The sequence below is a fragment of the Anaerolineales bacterium genome, assembly GCA_019637755.1.
Lineage (GTDB): Bacteria > Chloroflexota > Anaerolineae > Anaerolineales > UBA11579 > JAMCZK01.
Genome location: JAHBVC010000001.1, coordinates 1,159,749 through 1,179,233, shown reverse-complemented (window position 1 = coordinate 1,179,233; position 19,485 = coordinate 1,159,749). Strand labels below are relative to the sequence as shown.

The following is a 19,485-nucleotide window of genomic DNA, read 5'->3' as shown; positions in this document are numbered from 1 at the left end:
GATATACTAAACCTACAACTGAAATCGCTCGGGGAGCTTTGCGGTGTTTTACACCGCCGGAGCTGAGAGGCAGACCGCAGTCTGCGACCCGTACTACCTGATCCGGATCATGCCGGCGGAGGAATGCGCACTTGCTGAACGACCAACCTCCGGCACTTTGCAGGAGGTTTTTGTTTTGCACGCACTCGTGTTTGCCAATGGAGAACTAGCGCTGCCTGCCCGCGGCCTGCCCGCCGCGGAGCTATACATTGCGGCGGATGGCGGCTCGCGCCATTGCCGCACCCTCGGCCTCTACCCGCATGTGGTCATCGGTGATCTGGATTCGTTGCCGGCGCCGTTGCAGCAGGAGCTGCGCGCCCATGGCAGCGAGCTGCTGCCCTTTCCGGTTCGCAAAGACGAGACCGATTTTGAGCTGGCCCTGTTGCACGCCCAGTCGGCCGGAGCCAGCACGGTCAGCGTGATCGGCGGCCTGGGACGCCGCTGGGATCATAGCCTGGCCAACCTGCTGCTGGCCGCCGATGCGCGCTTTGCGCAGCTGCCGATCACCTTCTTGCATGGTGAGCAACAGCTCTTCCCCATTCGTTCGCAGGCCAGCTTGGCAGCCCCGCTCGGCAGCCGCATTTCGCTGATCCCGCTGGCCGGCGATGCGCACGGCGTGCGCACGCGCGGGCTGGAGTACCCCCTGGACGACGAAACCATCCCCTTTGGCAGCAGCCGCGGCGTAAGCAATGTGGTGGCGGCGGCTGAAGCTCAAGTGACTTTGCAGGGCGGGCTGCTTTTGTGTGTCGTAAGCCCCGCCAATTTTGATTAGGAGAATGGAAATGAAAAAACAACATACTCTGGCCCTGGTGCTGATGCTGGCTTTGGCTGCCTGCCGCCCGGCGCAGCCCAGCGGGCCGCGCACCCTCACCGTGATGGTGCACGATTCGTTTGCGGTATCCGCTGAGGTGGTGGCGGCCTTTGAGGCCGAGCACAACGCCACGGTCACCTTCCTCAAAATGGGTGATGCCGGTTCGGCCACCAATGCGGCCATCCTGGCTGGCGAACAGCCGCTGGCGGATGTGTTCTACGGTGTCGACAACACCTTCCTCAGCCGCGCCCTGGATGGCAACATCTTTGAACCCTACGCTTCGCCCTTGCTGGCCGAGATACCTGACGCGTTCGAGCTCGACCCGCAGCAGCGGGCACTGCCGGTGGATTTTGGCGATGTGTGCCTGAATTACGAGAAAGCCTATTTTGCGGAAGCCGGCATCGCTCCGCCGGCCAACCTGGAAGATTTGCTGCGGCCGGAATACAAAGACCTGCTGGCGGTGGAAAACCCGGCCACTTCGTCACCGGGCCTGGCCTTCTTGCTCGCCACCATCGGCCACTTTGGCCCGCAAGGGTACCTGGAGTATTGGCAGGGCTTGGTGGCCAATGGCGTCAAAGTGGTCAACGATTGGGAGACGGCCTACTACGCCGAGTTTAGCCAATGGGGCGGCACGCGGCCGGTCATCGTCTCGTACGCCTCCAGCCCGCCGGTGGAGCTGGTCTTCGCCGAAACTCCGCTGGACGAGCCGCCCACCGCAGCGGTAGTGGCGGATGGCGCCTGCTTCCGCCAGATCGAATTCGTGGGCATTTTGCGCAACACAGCCAATCGGGAGTTGGCCGAGGCGTGGGTGGACTTTATGCTCTCCACTCCGTTCCAGGAGGATATGCCCCTGCAGATGTTCGTCTTCCCGGTCAACCCCAATGCGCAGTTGCAGGCCGAGTTTGTGGATTATCTCGAGGTGCCGGATGAAACCGCGCCGGTGAGCCCGGCGGATATTGCCGCACACCGTGAAGAATGGATCAACGCCTGGACGCAAACGGTGTTGCGCTAGCGCGCAAGCAAGCTGAGCGATGCGTAAGTTAACCTGGCTGGCCCTGCTGCCATTGGCCTTTCTGGCGTTGTTTTACTTCTACCCGCTGGGAAGTGTTTTGGCGCTCAGCCTGGCGGAGGGGTGGCGGCCGGCCTTGCTGCAATTGCTTGGTGACGGTGCTATTCATCGTGTGCTGGGCTTCACGCTATGGCAGGCCAGCTTGTCTACCGCACTCACGCTGGCTTTGGGGCTGCCCGCAGCCTACCTGCTGGCGCACTACACCTTCCCTGGTAAGCGCTGGCTACGCGCCGTCAGCAGCATCCCGTTCGTGTTGCCCACCCTGGTGGTGGCTGCGGCGTTCAACGCGTTGTTGGGGCCGCATGGCTGGGTCAATCAAGGCCTGCAGGCGCTGGGTGTGGCGCCGCTGGAGTTCATCAACAGTTTTGGCGCCATTCTGATGGCGCATGTGTTTTATAACACCACCATTGTGCTGCGCATGGTGGGCGATTTCTGGGCGCGGCTCAGCCCGCGCAGTGAGCAGGCCGCGCGCAGCCTGGGCGCCAGCCCCTGGCAGCTCTTCACCAAAGTCAGCTTGCCGATGCTGGCGCCGGCGCTGGCGGCGGCCGCCCTGCTGGTGTTTATCTTTAACTTCACTTCGTTCGGCGTGATCCTGGTATTGGGCGGGCCGCGCTTTGCCACCCTGGAGACCGAGATCTATTACCAAACGGTGGCTTTGTTCAACCTGCCGGCGGCCGCCTTGTTGGCGTTGCTCCAACTGTTGTGCACGCTGGCGCTCACCAGCGTGTACACGCGGCTGGCGGCGCGCCTCTCGCGCCCGCTGGAGTCGCGCGCTGCACGCCTGCGCCCGCTGAGCGCACAACCGCAGCGCTGGCTCAGTGCGGCCTTTCTCGCCCTGCTGGGCCTGTTCTTTGTGGCGCCATTGGGTGGGCTGGCGGCGCGCTCGCTGACCCGCCTGGACACGGACCGTCGCCAGGCGGCGCAGGCGGGCATCACGCTGGATTACTACCGTGCCCTGGGCGAAGACCCACGCAACAATCTGTTCTTCGCCTCGCCCTTGCGTGCCATCCAAACCTCACTGGTATACGCGGGCAGCACGGTGGTGCTGGCGCTGCTGGTTGGCCTGCCCGCCTCCTGGCTGCTGGCCAAGCCCGAGCAGGCCAGGGGGCCAGCGCGCCTGATGCGCTGGCTTGATGCGCTGCTCATGCTGCCCTTGGGCACCTCGGCGCTTACCTTGGGGTTGGGTTTCATTGTGGCCTTGGATACGCCGCCGCTGGATCTGCGTGCCTCTCCGTTGTTGGTGCCCCTGGCGCATACCCTGGTGGCACTGCCTTTTGTGGTGCGCAGCCTGGTGCCCGCGCTGCGCAGCATCCGCCCGCGGCTGCGCCAGGCAGCCGCGCTGCTGGGCGCCAGCCCGGCTGAGGTGGTGCGCCGTATCGATGTGCCACTGGTCGGGCGGGCCTTGGTGGCGGCGGCCTTGTTTGCCTTTGCCATCTCGGTGGGCGAATTCGGCGCTTCGGCGTTGATCGCCCGGCCGGAATACCCCACCATGCCGGTGCTGATCTACCGCCTGCTGGCGCAGCCGGGCGCAGTCACCTATGGCCAGGCGATGGCCTTGAGCACCTTGCTGATGCTGTTCACTGGCGCGGGCATGCTGCTGATCGAGCGTGTGCGCATTGCTGAGGTAGGAGAGTTCTAGTGTTGGAGCTACGCAAGATCACCAAATCGTATGCTGGCCGCACCATCCTGAATCAAATCGACCTGCAGGTGGCTACTGGCGAGGTACTGGCCTTGCTGGGTCCTAGTGGCAGCGGCAAATCCACCCTACTCTCGATCGTAGCTGGCTTGGAAGCACCCGATGGCGGCCAGGTGTTGTGGGACGGCGCAGAGCTGACCCATACGCCGGCCCATCTGCGCAACTTTGGGCTGATGTTCCAGGACTTCGCGCTCTTCCCGCATCGCAATGTGTTTGGCAATGTAGCCTTCGGTTTGCAAATGGCGCGGCAGCCTGATGCGCAGATGGCTGCGCGCGTGAGCCAGGTATTGCAATCGCTCGGCCTGGCGGGCTTTGAGCCACGCGAGGTAGCCAGCCTCTCGGGCGGGGAGCAGCAGCGCGTGGCGCTGGCGCGCGCCCTGGCGCCACGCCCGCGCCTGCTGATGCTGGATGAGCCGCTCGGCTCGCTGGATCGCGCCTTGCGTACCCAATTGCTGACGGAGCTGACCGCGGTATTGCGCCAACACGGCCAGACCAGCCTCTACGTGACGCATGACCAGGAAGAAGCCTATGCGATCGCTGACCGCATCGCCATCTTGAACGCCGGGCGCCTGGTGCAGGTCGGCCCGCCGCAGGAGCTCTATCGCCAGCCCGCCTCAGCGTTTGTGGCGCGTTTTCTGGGCATGCACAATGTATTTCACGCCGAAATCGCCAACCAGCAGGCGCACACGCCGCTTGGCCTATTGCCAGTGGCCGCGCCGGATGGCCCGGCCACCCTGCTGCTGCGCCCTGACCGGCTCTCGCTGGGCAGCGGCGGGCCGGCCAGCCTGGCCGGCCACATGGCGTACAAGCAATTCCGTGGCAGCCAGTGGCTGGCCCGCGTGGATGTGCGTGGCGTGCCGATTGAACTAGAATTGTCGTCGGCGATGGCGTTGCCGCCACTCGGCGCCCCGGTAACGATCCATTTCGAGCCCGCGGAGGCGGTGCAAATCCTTGCTGATGACTGAAATTACCGTATACAAGCAGAACCCTGCCGGCGAGCTGATGTACAGTTGGGCCGGGCAGTTACTGCACTACCGCTCGCCTGAGGCCCTGGTGGAAGCACGCTTCAATGCCAAGAGCGGCATGATGGAAGAGATCGCATTGCAGCAGGGCGATCGCTTCATTGAGACCTATTACGATGATCGTTGGTTCAATGTGTTTGAGATCCGCGATAAAGATGACGACCGGCTCAAGGGGTGGTATTGCAATGTTAGCGCCCCGGCAATCATCGCCGCCCACCAGGTCAGCTTTCGTGATTTTGCCCTCGATCTACTGGTGTACCCGGACGGGCGCCAGGTGGTGCTGGACGAAGACGAATTCGCTGCTTTGGAATGTTCGGCGCAGGAGCGCCAGTTGGCGCAGCAAGGCTTGGCGCAAGTACAAGCCTATTTTCGAGAAAAGTTTGCCAGATAAAAAAAGCGCCGGCTACGCCGGCGCTTTTTATTTATACGATGCACGCTTACATGAAGTTGCGCAGCATATCCATGATCCCGTCGCCAAAGGTCCAGGCGGCCAGGAAGGTAAAGATGCAGCACAGCAGCAAAATGACGATGCCCAGGATCACCAACCAGGTGATGCGGCCACCGCCGCCCCCACCGCTGTTGCCGTAGGTGGGCTGCACGCCCGCCTGGCCGCCAGAGAGGCCGCGGCGGCTGGCGCCGGCGGAACCACTGCTGGGCAGACCGGTACCACTGCGGCGCGGCGCTGCGCCGGCGGAGCCGCGGCCGGGCAGGCCAGTGCCGCTACGGCGCGGGGACGCGCCCGCGGCGCCCGAGCCACGGCTGGGCAGCCCGGTGCTGCGAGAACCACTGCCGCTGCTGCGGCTACTACCACTGCGGCTGCCGCCGCCCGCCGGGCGGCTGGAGCTGGAACGCGTGGACTTGCCACGGTTGCTGCCGGATGAACCTCGAAGTGTCATGATGTCTTTCCTTACTTAGCTAATTAGTTTGTGTTGCCGTGTTGCGGCTGGCACGGCGTATCACCAGCCAGATCACCAGCGCCAACACAGGGATAAACACTATACCAATGATTACCGGGATGAGTACCGCCACCAGCGACATTGAGATCGCCGCCACATCCTCCACCAGGCCAACGGCCACGTTGGCCGTGCCGCCGCTCACGCCGGTGACGGCCGGGCGCATCACGCCGGCTTTGGCTACATGCACCGTGCCGGCGACCAGCAAACCTGCCGCCAGCGCCATCACCGGGTTGATGCCATCGATCACCTGCGTGCTGGCGGCGAAAGCGATCGCGCCGGCCGCCGGGCGGATGAAGGTTTGGATGGCGTCATTGAGGTGATTCACCAACGGGGTCTTATCGGCAAAGAATTCGATTGCCGAGAGGGCTACCAAAAGCCCAATGATCCAGCCATTGGTCAGCGTATCCCAGGGAGCGTTGAGTTGGATCACCGAGGTGTAACGCCCCAACAGGGAGACAACCAATAACGGGATGTAGGCGTTCAATCCCGCGCTCGCCGAAAGGCCAAAGGCAGAAAAGATACCGCTCAGTACGTCCATTTTTCTATCGTTCTCTCCTTAAAAGTGCACTTGATGTGCAATTAACTACGATTTTAGCATTCAAAGGTTTTGCGAATGCGTTAATCATTTATCAATAACGTAGCGACGCGGGCAATAGTTACCAGCTCCAGCCCGCCAATTCGGGGATCAGGTTGAATGAGGTCATGTCCATGTGCAGAGGTGTCACCGAGACGTAGCCGGCTTGCAGCGCGGCAACCTCAGTACCTTCATCCGGCTGGCCAGTGGGCGCCTCACCGCCGATCCAGTAATATGGGTTGTGCTGCGGATCGATGCGGCGCACCAGCTCGTCGCGGTAGACGCGCATCCCCAGCCGGGTAACTTGCACACCCTTGATCTCTTCCAGCGGCAGGTAAGGGATATTGACGTTTAGCAGGGTTTGGCGCGGCAAGCCGGCCGCCGCCACCCGGGTGGCCACGCGGCGGCAGATCGCGCTGGCCGCGCTGAAATCGCGCTGGCCGTTGAGGCCGATCGGTGAATCGAGCGAGAAGGCGATGCCGGGCAGCCCGCCGATGGCGGCTTCCATCGCTGCGGTCACCGTGCCGGAGTAGGTGACATCATCGCCGATGTTGGCGTAGGGGTTGATGCCCGAAACCACCAGATCGAACGCGTGGTCAAAGTAGCCCAGCAGCGCCAGGGCGATGCAATCGGAAGGGGCGCCATCGCTCATGTGGGCGGGGGTGCCATCGGGTAGCTCGGTGGGGCGTACACGCAGCGGGCGGTGCAGCGTTTTTACGTGCCCCGAGGCGCTCCAGTTGCGGTCGGGCGCCAAGACGGTCACGTCTCCCAGCGGTTTAACCGCCTGCACCAGGGCCAGTAGCCCCGGGTGGGTGATGCCATCATCGTTGGTTACGAGTATCTTCATAAGACATACCGTGTTAACCTTTATAGTGTGTGATAATTACCCCTGCGGTAGCATTATCGCACACGCACCGCTTTGCGGTGCCGTGCTGCCTGTGGCGCCTGTGCGAACCAGGCACAAAAACGCCGTATGGTGGCGTAATTCTCTCATTGTAGAGGTTTAAACGATGGAAATACCCCAAGAAGCCCTGAAAGTGGCCAACCCTGTCCATGCGTGGTTGCGCCAGATCGAAGTGACGTTTGTGCCGGGTGAGGCCCCCGTCTCTTCGGCAATCGAAGAAGTGGCCGATGGCCTGCTGGATAAGTTCAAGCAACTCGGCCACAACGTAGTGGACGCCCCCACGGACAATACGGACGTCATTCTCACCACCGCCAAATATGGCGAGCCGATCCCCTGGCGCAAGGCTTTCATGTTCATGGCGCGCCGCCAGTTTGGCTTGAAAGAATCCCCCGTCATCTACACCATGATCCACATGACGGAGCAGGAATTCAAAGAAAAGATCGATCACTTCACCGCGGCACTGGCGAAACAGCCGCTGGACCCGAAGGATTTTGAGTTTGAAGGGCTCTCGCCCGAGTCGCCGCGGGTGCTGATGGAGCAGGGCATGCGTGGCGGCCCGATCATGTCGCTGCTGCGTTTGCTGCAGGCGCAGGCCAAGAGCATTCGCGTGCTGCTCACCGTGGGCGACGAGCACCCCGAGCGCGTCTACCACTTTGACCTGGTGGGCGCTTTCCCTGCCTCAGTAAATTCCAGCGCGGATGCCTTCTACACCGATATTGCCCTGCGCATGGTGACCACGGAGAGCACGCATGAGATCACCAACCACCAGGTGCTGGAGCCCAAGGTAACCGCCGAGGATTGGCAGGCGATGAGCACCCCCGAGGCGATGCGCCGCGCGGGTAGTGAGCTGGGCAAGCGCAACTTCTTTACCGAGATGGTGCGCATCGAAGACCTGGTGGCCGTTCCGGCGGTCAATGACTCGATTGCCAGCCAATACAGCGAAGGCTGCTTTGGTACCTGGGACCCCAAGGTAAAGGGGCTGGTAGCCACCATCACCGGCAGCGCGCGCCCGGTGGATAAAGGCAACATCACCGATGATGACCTGGCGCTGATCGTGGGCGTGCGCCCGGATGGCGCCGGCGCTCAGGTGCGCCATGTGGATGGCAAGCGCAACGACAAACCGTCCTCCGAAGCCGTGGAAATGATGGATTTGGATGGCCCGCTGCCGTGGATCGAGATCCAGAGCGGCGAGGTCAAGGCGGAAGTGCCGGTGGCGCGTTCCAAGCTGCACGGCCACCGCGGCGTGAAGGCCTTCAACCCGGATCTGGTGGAATACGTTCCGCTCGACCCGCCGTACTATCACTACCTGGTGTCCTGCGCTACCGAAGCACAGGCCAAGGGCATCAAGGGCGCTTTCAGCCGCTCGGAGATTTTGCTCAACCCCAGTGACCCGCGTAAGATCGCCTTCACGGTGTTGCCTGGCCACGGCCTGGTAATGATCGAGAAGTGGGAAGACGGCAAGGTGCCCTTCCAACTCTTCTGGGATGCGATGGACAGCGGTGACCTGGAGATCGACCCGCACGTTCCGCAGGGCAAGATGAGCTACGAGCCCGGCCCGGATGGCCGTATGCACCTGAAGGAAGAACAAGTGCCGATGTAGGCACGCAGTGAGTGAATCAAAGAGCCCGCCATTTTGGCGGGCTCTTTTTTTTTGACTTAAGGCAAAAGATCAGCTAAATCTTGTAATGCCCTAAAGGATTCCTCACCACTCGCTACGCTCGGGTTCGGAATGACAGCCGGGACACGTGCTGCACCGCTTCATGTCCTCGCAATGACCAAAACCTTGACGTGTCATCCTGAGCGGGTTTTAGATGCCACACCAGACCGCCGAACCGTGACCAGCGTGAGGATCCTTGCTGGCATGTATTCTGTGCCTAGCTGGTTTCACACATGCGCAGCGTCCCGCGCTGCGGTCAGGATGCACGGCTAACAAAAAAGCCCCGCCATTTGGCGGGGCTTTTTGCTTTTGTTGTTTGGTGTTGCTACTTCGCTAACTCGCGCAGCACGGTCTGCAGGATGCCGCCTTGCTTGTAGACTTCGAGGTCGAGCGGGGTGTCGAGGCGGCTCTTCACGCTGAAGGCGGTTTCCTTGCCATCCTCTCCCAGCGCCATCACCTGAATCTCCGCTGCCGGGCCAGCCATAGCGGCGATGCCGGTGAGGCTGAAGCTCTCGCGGCCGGTGAGGCCCAGGCTCTCGCGGCTCTCACCGGGCAGGAACTGCAAGGGCAGCACGCCCATGCCCACCAGGTTGCTGCGGTGGATGCGCTCGAAGGATTCGGCGATCACGGCCTTGACGCCCAGCAGCAGCGGGCCCTTGGCGGCCCAGTCACGGCTGGAGCCGGAGCCGTATTCCTTGCCCGCCAGCACGATCAGTGGCGTGCCATCCGCCTTGTATTGCTGCGCGGCATCGTAAATGCTCATCTGCTCGCCGTCGGGCAAGTGCAGGGTGTAGCCACCCTCTACGCCATCCAGCATCAGGTTCTTGAGGCGAATGTTGGCAAAGGTGCCACGCGTCAGCACCAGGTCATTGCCGCGGCGCGAGCCATAGGAGTTGAAGTTGGGCACAGTGACGCCGTTATCGAGCAGGTACTTTCCGGCCGGGCTATCGGCGGGGATCGAGCCGGCCGGCGAGATGTGATCCGTCGTCACCGAGTCACCCAGGCTCACCAGCACGCGGGCTCCCAGCACATCCTCGCTGGGGGTCAGTTGCATGGTCAGCCCGTCGAAGAAGGGCGGCTTGTGGATGTAGGTGGAGTCAGCCTTCCAGTCGAACAGCTCGCTGCTGCCGGCCTGGATGGCGTTCCAGGTGTCGTTGCCAGTGAAGACGTTGGAGTAGCGCTCGGCGAACATCTCCGGCGTGACGTTGTTTTCCACCGCTTCGCGCACTTCTTGCTGGGTGGGCCAGATGTCCTTGAGGTACACCGGCTCGTTGTCCTTGCCGATGCCAATCGGCTCGGTGGAAAGGTCAATATCCACCGTGCCCGCCAACGCATAGGCGACCACCAGTGGCGGCGAGGCCAGGTAGTTGGCCAGCGCATAGGGGTGGATGCGGCCTTCGAAGTTGCGGTTGCCCGAGAGCACCGCCGCGGTGACCAGATCGCCGCTGGTGATGGCCTTGACCACCTCGCCGGCCAGCGGGCCGCTGTTGCCGATGCAGGTGGTGCAGCCGTAGCCCACCAGATTGAAGCCGAGCTCGGCCAGCGGTTCCATCAGCTGGGCCTTCTCGAGGTATTCGGTGACGACGCGCGAGCCAGGGGCCAGGCTGGTCTTTACGTAGGGCTTGACTTTGAGACCGCGTTCAACGGCTTTCTTGGCCAGCAGGCCGGCGCCCAGCATCACCGAAGGATTGCTGGTGTTGGTGCACGAGGTGATCGCGGCGATCACCAGGGCGCCGTGGCCCATCTCGGTGCGCGAGCCATTGCTGCCAAAGGTCACCGTGTCGCTCATGCGCTCAGCTGGCAGGGCAAAGCCACGCTCGGTCTTGGGGGCTTGCAGTGCCTTGTGGAACTCGGCACGCATATTCTCCAGGCTCACGCGGTCTTGCGGGCGCTTGGGGCCAGCCAGGCTGGGCTCCACGGAGTCGAGGTCAAGCTCCAGCGTATCGGTAAATTGCGGCTCGGGCGTAGTGGCGTCGCGGAACAGATTCTGTTCCTTGCAATACGCTTCCACCAGGGCGATCTGCTCCTCGGTGCGGGCGCTGGCGCGCAGGTAACGCAGCGTTTCCGCGTCCACCGGGAAGAAGGTGATCGTGCCGCCGTTTTCTGGGGTCATGTTAGCGATCATGGCGCGGTCGGCCAGGCTGAGCGAATCCAAACCTGCACCGTAGAACTCAATGAACTTATCTACCGCACCCTTTTTGCGCAGCATCTGGGTAATCGTCAGCGTCAGGTCAGTGGGGGTCACGCCTTCGCGCAGCTTGCCGTGCAGTTTGAAGCCGAGCACATCCGGCGTGAGCATGTCGATGGCGCGGCCAAGCATAGCGGCCTCGGCCTCGATGCCACCCACGCCCCAACCTACAACGCCGAGGCCGTTGATCATCGTGGAGTGCGAGTCCGTGCCGACCAGCGTGTCGGGGAAGGCGAGCACGTCCTCGCCCACCTGGCGGGTCATCACCACCTGGGCCAGGAATTCAAGGTTGACCTGGTGGACGATGCCAGTGGCCGGCGGCACCACGCGGAAATTATCGAAGGCTTGCTGGCCCCAGTGCAGAAATTCGTAGCGTTCACGGTTGCGCATGAACTCGATCTCGGCGTTGCGCTGCAGCGCATCCGCGCTGGCAAAGAAATCGACCTGCACTGAGTGGTCGATCACCAGATCGACCGGCACTTGAGGATTGATCTTCTTGGGGTCACCGCCGAGCGCGGCCACCGCGTCACGCATGGCGGCCAGGTCTACGATGGTGGGCACCCCGGTGAAGTCTTGCAATAGCACCCGCGCCGGCTTGAAGGGCATCGCGCCGCGCTTTTCGGTGCGCGGTTGCCAGGCGGCCAGGTTGCGCACATCCTGTTCAAGGATGTCGACATTGTTGCAGCCACGCAATGCGGCTTCCAGCATGATGCGCATGGAGAAGGGTAGCTTGTCCAGCTGGGTCAAGCCGGCTGCTTCCAGCTTCTTCAGGCTATAGAACGTATAGGTTTTGGGGCCAACAGAGAGGGTGCTGCGTGTATTGAAGAAATCAGTTGTCATGTAGTACTCCGCGGCTTGATTATACCGCCCGCCTCCGCATACCTTTTCAAGGCGTCTTTAATTATTTAGAAAGTTCTATAAAAAATTTTTCCGTATACAATTTTTCCCAGAGAGTTTCTTTCCCCCAGAAACCCTCCGGAGAGAAGGAAATTATGAAACCAATACGCCTTTGGGTACTTGTACTACTTTCATTTTTGCTGACCGCCTGCGCGGGCGCGGGCGGCCTGGTGTGGTTGGATGAAGACCGCGATGGTATCCACGATGCCGGCGAGCCTGGCGTGGCCGGCGTATCCATCACGCTGTACGATGACAGCGGGGCGGTGCTGGGCACTACCCAAACTGGCGCCGATGGCCGCTACGCGCTGCAACTGGAGCAGGATGAGATCTATATCTGGGCGGCGTTCGAATTGCCCGCTGGCTACCAGTTCACGCAGGCCCGCGCCGGCAATGACCCTAACGTGAGCAGCGCGGTGGACCCGCAGACCGGTGAAACGGATGTGTTCCTGCTGGAGGGCAAAGTTGACAACGTCAATGCCGGTTTGATCCTGCTGGCTAGCGCCGAGCCGGAGGCGCTGCCCGACGAGCCCGCCCGCGCCGCAATCAGCGGCCGCGCCTGGCTGGACGAGAACGCCAACGGCCTGCAAGATGCCGGCGAGCCTGGCCTGGCGGGGGTGCAGGTGCAATGGCTCAATAGTGATGGCGATGCCATGGATGAAAAGTTCACTGGCGAGGATGGCAGCTACATCCTTGATGATGTGCTCGCCGAAAGTGACTTCCAGTTGGCCTTCTTCCCGCCCGAAGGCTACGAGATCACTTCCATGGATGCGGGGAACGATGACAGCATCGATAGCGATGTTGGCCCGCAAAGCGGCCAAACCGCACTGCATACACTACCTGCCGAGGGCATGGCGTTGGACGCGGGCTTCGTGTCCGCAGCGCCCAGCAGCATGGGGCCGGATGAGTTCCCGGTGGGCTACAACCCGCTGACCGGCCAGCCCCTGTGCGAGCCGGCCGCGGCCGAGTGGGGCGTGGTGGGCCTTTCCATCTCGCAGTTCCCGCCGGCCGCCACGCGGCCACCTACCGGGCTGCAATGGGCCGCCTGGGTCAGTGAGTGGTGGATCGGCGATGGCGATACGCGCCTGTATGCCCAGTTCTACGGCTGCTACCCCGAAATTGATGTGGATGCTGTGTTGGGTGATCAGCAGGGTGAGGCGGCCCCGCAGCCGGAGGCCGGCAAGGTGCTGATCGGCGACCGCGTCTGGTATGACCTCAACGGCAATGCCGAGCAAGACGCCGGCGAACCCGGCATACCGGGCATCGGCGTGGATTTGATCCTGAGCAGCCAGGTGATCGCCAGCACCACCAGTGATGGTGCCGGGGGCTATCACTTCCTGGTCGAGCCACAGTACGGCTACAGCTATCAGGTGCGCTTTAACATTCCCGCCAATTTGCATACCTTCTACTTTGTCAGTGCCAACCTGGCCGATGACGCGGTCGATAGTGACCCCAACCCCGACACGGGCGTGACCCAGGGCTTCACCCTTACTGAGGGACAAAGCGAATACCTGAACATCGATGCCGGGTTGCGCCATTCGATTCGCATCGAAGGCATCCGTTCGGGCCGCCTGGTCTATGAAGTCATGCGCGGCTACTTTGAAGGCTGCACTGTGATCGCCGGGGCGGATCCCACCGTGCTGGCGCAGATCCAGGTCTGCGCACAGGCGGCCAGCAGCGATACCAATGACATCGGCGCAGCCGGCATTGACGTCACCAAGCTGGAAGAGGTGGCCAAGAACAACATCAGCATCTATGGCCCACCCAACCTGACCGGCAATCTGTTCCAGGTGGCCCCGCCGGATGGTTGCGTGCCGGCCAACTCGCTGACCATGTTCTACAACGTCAATAACCAAACCTACTGGAGCTATGACGAAGCCGCCGGCGCCTACATCCGCCACCAAAACACCTACCTGGCGCCGGATGTGCAGGAAGTCAGTAGCGAATCGTTGAATGGCCAACCCCTGGCGTTTGAGAATGTGCTGGTCTACTTCGTTGCGCATGAGCAGTTGAACACGGCGGGCACGATCTTTAATGTGCACATGGAAAGCACCACGGGCCGGGTGAAACTGTTGCGCGACGGGCTGGTATGCGATGCCTACTGGTCCACCGTTAATGGGGAGTATGAAAAAGACACCGGGCGTACCCGGCCGATCCGTTTTACCTATGCGGATGGCACACCCTTCCCGCTGAAACCCGGCCAGCTCTTCATCCATATGGTGCACACCAATGCTGATTTCTTCGAGCCCACCGCGGGCTCAGGGGATTGGCGGGCGCGCTGGTATGCGCCTTAACTGATAGAAAAAAGAAGAGCCGCTAGTGCGGCTCTTCTTTTTTGGGTTGCGTCATGGCGATGATGCGTTGGTACAGCGGAACGGTGGGCGACAGGATCAGCGCAGAGGTGACCAGGGCGGCGCGCATCGAGTACAAGCGCCCCACGCTGCCCAGCAGCGGGCCGCCGCTCAGCTCGCCGAGCGCATCGATTTGCCCGGCCAGGGAGAGCACCGTGGCGCGCGAACGTGAATCGATCTGCTGGTTGATCCAGGTGCGCGCCAGCGGAAAGGTTACCCGCCGTAATCCGTTGAATAGCACCATTGCCAGCAGCGCAATACCAAACTGCGCGGTGAGCGAGTAGACCAGCAGCGTTACCACCATGCCGGCATACAGCCACTGCAGCCCGCGGGCCATTGCCGGCCCGTGGGTAGTATCGACAGCGTGCTTGGCGATCTGGTTGGCCAGCAAGCCCACCAGCAGGAAGACCACATTGAGGATGCCAAACCACTCGATTGTGCTGAGTTCTAAGGCGCCCAGGCTAGGGAAGCTGAACGTCTCCAATAGATAAGGCTGCGCCAAACGATCCCAGGCCTCACTGAACAGACCCACAAACAAGCCGATCACCGCAAACACCATCAGGGCCGGGCGCAGGCGGGCGGTTTGCACGCCGGCGCGCAGCGTGCTGAACAGCGTGCGCCAGCCCTGGCGCTGCGCAGGCGGCACGGCGCTGAAACCGCGTTCGGGCATCCACAGCGCCAGCGCCACTACCAGTGCCGCCAACAGGCCGCCGGCAGCAAAATACGCGGCCTGCAAACCGATCTGCTCGCTGACCCATACCCCAACAGGAATCCCCAGTAGGCTCCCTAGAATTTCCATTTGATTGCCGGCGATCAGCACCGGGCCTACCTGATCGGCGCCCACTTCGTCCGTCACCCAGGCATCCAGAGCGCCGCTGATAAAGGTTTGGCCCACGCCGCTGATGATCTGGGCCACCAGGATCACCAGGAAGACTGGCAACAAGCCCTCCACCGCCCGGCCGGCCCCGATCAGGCCAATGCCAATGATCGCCGAGAGCCGCCGGCTATACACATCCGCCACGATGCCTGTGGGAATTTCACACAGGAAGATAGTGACTTCCAGCGCGGTGCCCAGCAGAACCAATTGCAGCGCGTCCAGCTCGGCCACTTCAACGCGGTAGACCACATGGATGGTGAGGATGATGAGCGTGCTGAGGCCGAAAATAAAATAGATCAGGCGATAGACGAGGGCAGCATTGAGCTTGGGCAATTCATCTCCGATGTCGGGGGAGGGAGGCTAGCTGGCGCTACGGATGCCGCTGAGTTCGCCTTTGATGATGATGCGCTGGGTGTTGATCATATAGGGGTAGCAACTGATCAAGGTGATGGTGGCGTCTGTGGTGGGGAACATCACCTCTACAAAGGTGGGCGCCACCAATTGGCGTTGGGTCACGGTGTAGATATAGCGCGTTTCGGCGGTCAGGATCACGATCTCGTCACCTGGCTCCAATTGGTCCAGATGGCGAAAGACTTCGCCATAGATGTCATTGTGGCCGCTGAGCACCAGATTGCCATTCTCACCGGGGTTGGCGCTGCCGATGTGCTGGCCCACCCCGCGCTTGAGCGCTTCCCAATCATCGCCTTGCACCACTGGCGCGTTCAACCCCAATCTAGGAATGCTAATGCCCAGCGCCTGTTCGGGCCCGGGCGTGGGCAACACCAGCGCGGCGGTGTAGGCCTGCACCAAGGGGCGCAGATGCTCTGGGATCTCAGCTTCGTTGGGTGCGGCGGCGTTGCCCGCGCTCGGCGCAGTGTGCCCGGAGGGCAGCACGACCGGGCCAAGCAAGGGGGCTGCGCTGGGCGTCGTGTTGACTTCCGTATTGAGCTGGCCGAGCAGATCAAGTCCGTTGAGAAAGATGTAGCCAAGCCCAGCCACTGCCAGCAGTTCGATCACCAGCAGGCTGCGTTCCACCCATAGGCGGGCGCGGCTGGTCTTCGGTGGGGCCAGGCGTAGATCGGCATCGGCATGAATGCGCGTGCCCGCCAGCGGCTCTGCCACCACGCCTTCGGTAGCCTCGGCGTCCAGCGGCAGCAGCTCGCCGGCCTGCGCATACGCTGCCACGCGGCGCTTGCGGTCCGCGCTGCGGCGCTCCAGCAGCATGCGGCGCAATTCGCCTTCTTCTAAATGCAGAGTTTTGCTCTTCTTGGCCATGCGCGTAGGGATTTTACTGCTCGGTCGCCGGCGGCTGCTCAAGCAACACAGCTTCCAGTTGGGCGGCCAGTTGCGGGCGGTTGAAATGTTGCTCTAAAAAGGCGCGCCCGGCGGCGCCCATCTGGCGCACTGCGTCCGCTTGCTGGGCCAATTGGCGCAAGGTGTCCGCCATCGCGTTGGCGTCCCCCGGTGGCACGAACACGCCAGCGTGTGCCTCGCTGACCACTTGGCGGATCACGCCATCGATCGCCAGCACCACCGCCCGTCCGGCGGCAAGATAATCGAAGACTTTGTTGGGATACACGGTGGCGTAGAGCGGCAAGGGCTTGAGGATGGCGATACACACATCCGCGGCGGCCAGGGCGTTGGCCATAGCTTCCTTGGCTAAGGGGGCAATGAAGTGCACGTTGGTGAGTTGGCGGGCAGCCGCTTGGGCTTGTAATTGCGGCTTGTCCTTACCGTCGCCCACCAGCACCACTTGAATGTGTGGCTCGCTCTGCAGCAGTGCCGCGGCATCCAGCAGCACGCCCAGATCATTCGAGAGCCCGTGCGCGCCGGCATAGAGCGCAACAAAAGCTCCTTGCAAACCGTGCTGGCTGCGGAAAGCGGCGCCATTAGCGGCGGGGTCAAACATGCTGGCATCGGCGCCGTTGGGCACCAGGCGTACGCGGCGGGCGCCGCGCGCCTGCACATGGCGCTCAAAGCCGGGGGAATTGATCAGCACCGTATCGGCAGCGCGATAGAGCTGGCGCTCCAGCCATTCGGAGGCGGCAATCAAGGCGCGGTTGCGCAGCACGCCCACGGCGATGGCGAAGGCCGGCCAAAGATCACGCACCTCCAAGACAAAACGCGCCCGCTGCCAGCGTGCCAGCGCCCAGGCGCTGACCGCCTGGAAGATCGGCGGGGTGGTGCCCCAGACCACATCCACGGGCTTGACGCGCAGCCCGGCCCAGAAAGCGTTCCAGGTAAAACTCAAAAAATTGAGCACGCGCCGCGTGAAACTGCGGTGCAGCCCAGGCAAGGTTTTGACGCGCAGGATGCGCAATTGGCCGCCGCCTGGAAAATCGTGGCTTTCAAGGCCTTTGTCGGCATCACTGCCGGTGAGGTAACTGGTTTGGCTGGCGATCACGGTGACGCGATGGCCGCGCTGTGCCAGGTAGCGCGCAAATTCGTAGTGGCGCGTGCCGCCGGCCTCGTCGAGGGCAACGAAAGCCTGGTGAATCAGCAATATATGTAAAGGAGAGGCGTTCATGCGGGCAACCGGAAATATGTGGTGATTTTGTGCAAAGCCCCATCGTATGGCTCGGCGATCAGTGCCAAGGCGGGCTGCTTGCTGCCATAGGTGGCTGAAACCCAGCCGGCGATGGGAGAGCTAGCCGCGCTGCCATGCAGGCGTTGGCCGGCACGCAGCAGGCTGAGCGCCTGGCCCTCGATCTGGATTTCGATGCGCCCGCGCGGCGAACGCAGTTGCAGGGTATCGCCGTGCAGCTGCCACGGCCAATCGGGCAGCAGCCAATGCAGGCGGCCGCGCTGGCCTTGCGTATCGCCCAACACTTCATCGGTGATGCGCCAGGCCTGCGGCAGCGCCAGCACGCTGCGGCGGTGGATGCATCCTATTGCGCGGTAGCCATCGTGCTCGGCACTGGCGTGCTGGCGGCTGTGTTGCAGCACGCACGCTTGCGCAAAATCAAGCCATAAGAAGCGCCCGGCGCGTTGCATCTGTTCGCGCCCGGCCAGCATCAGGGTGTTATGCACCGCGGTACTGGCCAAGGCATTATCCCAGGGGGCGGCGGCAGTATAGCGGTAGGTGCCAGCATCCAGGGCAATGTTCAAACCGCGCCACCACAGATCCAGATGTAGTTGATCGGCGTGGCCTGGGCGCCCGTTGAAATGGGCGGCGCGCAGATAGGCCCAGCTTTCGCCGCGTTCCAGGCGCAGCGGGGCACGCGTTTTGCGTGCCGCGGCGGATGTGCGTGGCGTGCCCCGCGGCGCGGCCAGCCCGAGCCATAGGGGCAGCTCATCCCACGGGCCGGCTGGCAGCCCGGTTACGCCGAGTGCCCAGGCGGCGGCTTGCAGCGCCGGGCGGTAATCGGCAAAGGGCGCTACGCTGAATGGCAGGATGTAGGCGCCGTCATTGGGGCCGAGATTGACTGCCTGGCCGCTGCGCTCGTCAAGCAGGCCGAAGAGCCAACGGCACGCCTGTCCCAGCTGGGCCAGGGTGGCGCGGGGCAGCGGTTGGGCTTCTGCTCGCGCCAGGGCGGTGGCCCAGGTAGCCAATTGCAACATCAGCCGTTGGTAATTGGCGCTGTGCTGGCTGTAGGCACCATCCGGCGCCACCTGGCGGCGCACGCCGTCTATAAAGTGCTGGCGGCCCAAACGTTGCCACTGCGCCGCCTGGGGGTGATCGGGCAGCATCAACCCCGCCGTCCACAGCCCCAGCGCTTCACTGAGCAGGTGATTGTTGTTCTGGGCGCGGGCATAGCGCAGGCTGATCGGAATGCGCGCGGCGTGCGCGGCCAGCGCCTGGCTCAACCAGGCTTGGCGAGCCACCGTGCTGGCCTGCGCTTCGGCCAGCAAGTTGAAGCTAAAACTCAATGCCAGCAGGCGCAGCGCCACTTCCTGAGCGGAAGACCAGTGCGGACCGCAATTCACCGGGTTGGCCGCCAGGAAACGTTGCACGCGTTGCCACCAGGCGCGCGCATAGCGTTCGTCACCACTGAGCCAGTAGGCGCGTGCCAGCAAGGTAGCCCAGCCCAAACGGCCCAGCTCCCATACGGGCTTGATGTCCTCGCCATCCGGCAGCGAGCGCGTGTACTGCGTCCAATGCTGTTGTGGAGTGCGCCGCGCCAGTGCCAGGCGGCGCGGCGGGCCGCCGAACAAGCGCACCTGCCCGCGCAGCACCTCGGCGGCGGCGGCCAGTACTTCGCGCTGGCGCGTACCGAGCAGGCGGCGCAGAGCGGCAGGCGCTGCCGGTTCGATGATGCGCTGCAGTGCGCTGGGCGGTTGTGCCCGCCCGCCAGCAGGAGTGCGCAGGCGCAGCCAGCCGCTGCGCAGTTGCAGCGCGTAGAGGGCGTAATCCGCCATTTGGCGCAGGCCAAGCTGGCGGGCCGCTTTCATCAGGGTGCGAATGCGTTGGGCAGCCATGCGAAACTGAATTGTAGCCGCCGCCTGT

The 19,485-nt window shown here is 62.8% G+C and carries 15 protein-coding genes and 1 riboswitch; of the genes, 7 read left to right on the top strand and 8 right to left on the bottom strand.

Annotated features, from left to right (window positions below; all coding sequences use genetic code 11):
- Window positions 1–19 precede the first annotated feature (19 nt).
- A riboswitch (TPP riboswitch) is annotated at window positions 20–141 on the top strand.
- 34 nt (window positions 142–175) lie between these two features.
- Genes KF821_05740 through KF821_05720 form a run of 5 tightly spaced genes read left to right on the top strand, consistent with a single transcriptional unit; the run spans window position 176 to window position 5,028 of the window.
- The gene (locus tag KF821_05740; protein MBX3005313.1) at window positions 176–811 is read left to right on the top strand and encodes a thiamine diphosphokinase; all 636 of its coding nucleotides are present in this window, start codon (window positions 176–178) and stop codon (window positions 809–811) included.
- A gap of 4 nt (window positions 812–815) precedes the next feature.
- A complete protein-coding gene (locus tag KF821_05735; protein MBX3005312.1) occupies window positions 816–1,862 on the top strand; it encodes a thiamine ABC transporter substrate-binding protein in 1,047 nt (348 codons plus the stop codon).
- Between the two features lie 19 nt (window positions 1,863–1,881).
- Complete coding sequence (locus KF821_05730) at window positions 1,882–3,558, top strand: iron ABC transporter permease (GenBank protein MBX3005311.1); 1,677 nt, start codon at window positions 1,882–1,884, stop codon at window positions 3,556–3,558.
- On the top strand, window positions 3,558–4,580 hold the full coding sequence (locus tag KF821_05725; protein ID MBX3005310.1) for an ABC transporter ATP-binding protein: 1,023 nt from the start codon (window positions 3,558–3,560) through the stop codon (window positions 4,578–4,580). The genes KF821_05730 and KF821_05725 overlap by 1 nt, the downstream gene beginning before the upstream one ends.
- Window positions 4,573–5,028 (top strand): DUF402 domain-containing protein, encoded by a 456-nt coding sequence (locus tag KF821_05720; GenBank protein ID MBX3005309.1) that lies wholly within the window; start codon window positions 4,573–4,575, stop codon window positions 5,026–5,028. The genes KF821_05725 and KF821_05720 overlap by 8 nt, the downstream gene beginning before the upstream one ends.
- Window positions 5,029–5,074: 46 nt before the next feature.
- Here KF821_05720 and KF821_05715 read toward each other — a convergent pair whose 3' ends face one another.
- From KF821_05715 to surE, 3 genes are all read right to left on the bottom strand, one after another.
- On the bottom strand, window positions 5,075–5,533 hold the full coding sequence (locus tag KF821_05715; GenBank protein MBX3005308.1) for a hypothetical protein: 459 nt from the start codon (window positions 5,531–5,533) through the stop codon (window positions 5,075–5,077).
- A gap of 19 nt (window positions 5,534–5,552) precedes the next feature.
- A complete protein-coding gene (locus tag KF821_05710; protein MBX3005307.1) occupies window positions 5,553–6,131 on the bottom strand; it encodes a DUF4126 domain-containing protein in 579 nt (192 codons plus the stop codon).
- 118 nt (window positions 6,132–6,249) lie between these two features.
- Window positions 6,250–7,014: a 5'/3'-nucleotidase SurE gene (surE, locus tag KF821_05705; protein ID MBX3005306.1), complete on the bottom strand. Its 765-nt coding sequence runs from the start codon at window positions 7,012–7,014 to the stop codon at window positions 6,250–6,252.
- Window positions 7,015–7,177: 163 nt separating this feature from the next.
- On the opposite strand from surE, the gene KF821_05700 reads away from it, so the two are divergent.
- Window positions 7,178–8,671: a hypothetical protein gene (locus tag KF821_05700; GenBank protein ID MBX3005305.1), complete on the top strand. Its 1,494-nt coding sequence runs from the start codon at window positions 7,178–7,180 to the stop codon at window positions 8,669–8,671.
- Between the two features lie 382 nt (window positions 8,672–9,053).
- Here KF821_05700 and acnA read toward each other — a convergent pair whose 3' ends face one another.
- Window positions 9,054–11,756, bottom strand: a complete 2,703-nt coding sequence (acnA, locus tag KF821_05695) for an aconitate hydratase AcnA (protein ID MBX3005304.1) — start codon at window positions 11,754–11,756, stop codon at window positions 9,054–9,056.
- A 152-nt stretch (window positions 11,757–11,908) separates the two neighbouring features.
- Here acnA and KF821_05690 point away from each other — a divergent pair, with 152 nt between their 5' ends.
- A complete protein-coding gene (locus KF821_05690) occupies window positions 11,909–14,104 on the top strand; it encodes a DUF3048 C-terminal domain-containing protein (GenBank protein MBX3005303.1) in 2,196 nt (731 codons plus the stop codon).
- Between the two features lie 22 nt (window positions 14,105–14,126).
- Here KF821_05690 and KF821_05685 read toward each other — a convergent pair whose 3' ends face one another.
- From KF821_05685 to KF821_05670, 4 genes are read right to left on the bottom strand one after another with little or no spacing between them, the layout of a single operon-like run.
- Window positions 14,127–15,371, bottom strand: a complete 1,245-nt coding sequence (locus KF821_05685) for an MFS transporter (GenBank protein ID MBX3005302.1) — start codon at window positions 15,369–15,371, stop codon at window positions 14,127–14,129.
- 27 nt (window positions 15,372–15,398) lie between these two features.
- Window positions 15,399–16,313 (bottom strand): class D sortase, encoded by a 915-nt coding sequence (locus tag KF821_05680; protein MBX3005301.1) that lies wholly within the window; start codon window positions 16,311–16,313, stop codon window positions 15,399–15,401.
- Between the two features lie 13 nt (window positions 16,314–16,326).
- Window positions 16,327–17,565 (bottom strand): glycosyltransferase family 4 protein, encoded by a 1,239-nt coding sequence (locus KF821_05675; protein ID MBX3005300.1) that lies wholly within the window; start codon window positions 17,563–17,565, stop codon window positions 16,327–16,329.
- Window positions 17,562–19,457, bottom strand: coding sequence for an alginate lyase family protein (locus tag KF821_05670; GenBank protein MBX3005299.1), 1,896 nt, complete (start codon window positions 19,455–19,457; stop codon window positions 17,562–17,564). The genes KF821_05675 and KF821_05670 overlap by 4 nt, the downstream gene beginning before the upstream one ends.
- Between the last annotated feature and the right edge of the window lie 28 nt (window positions 19,458–19,485).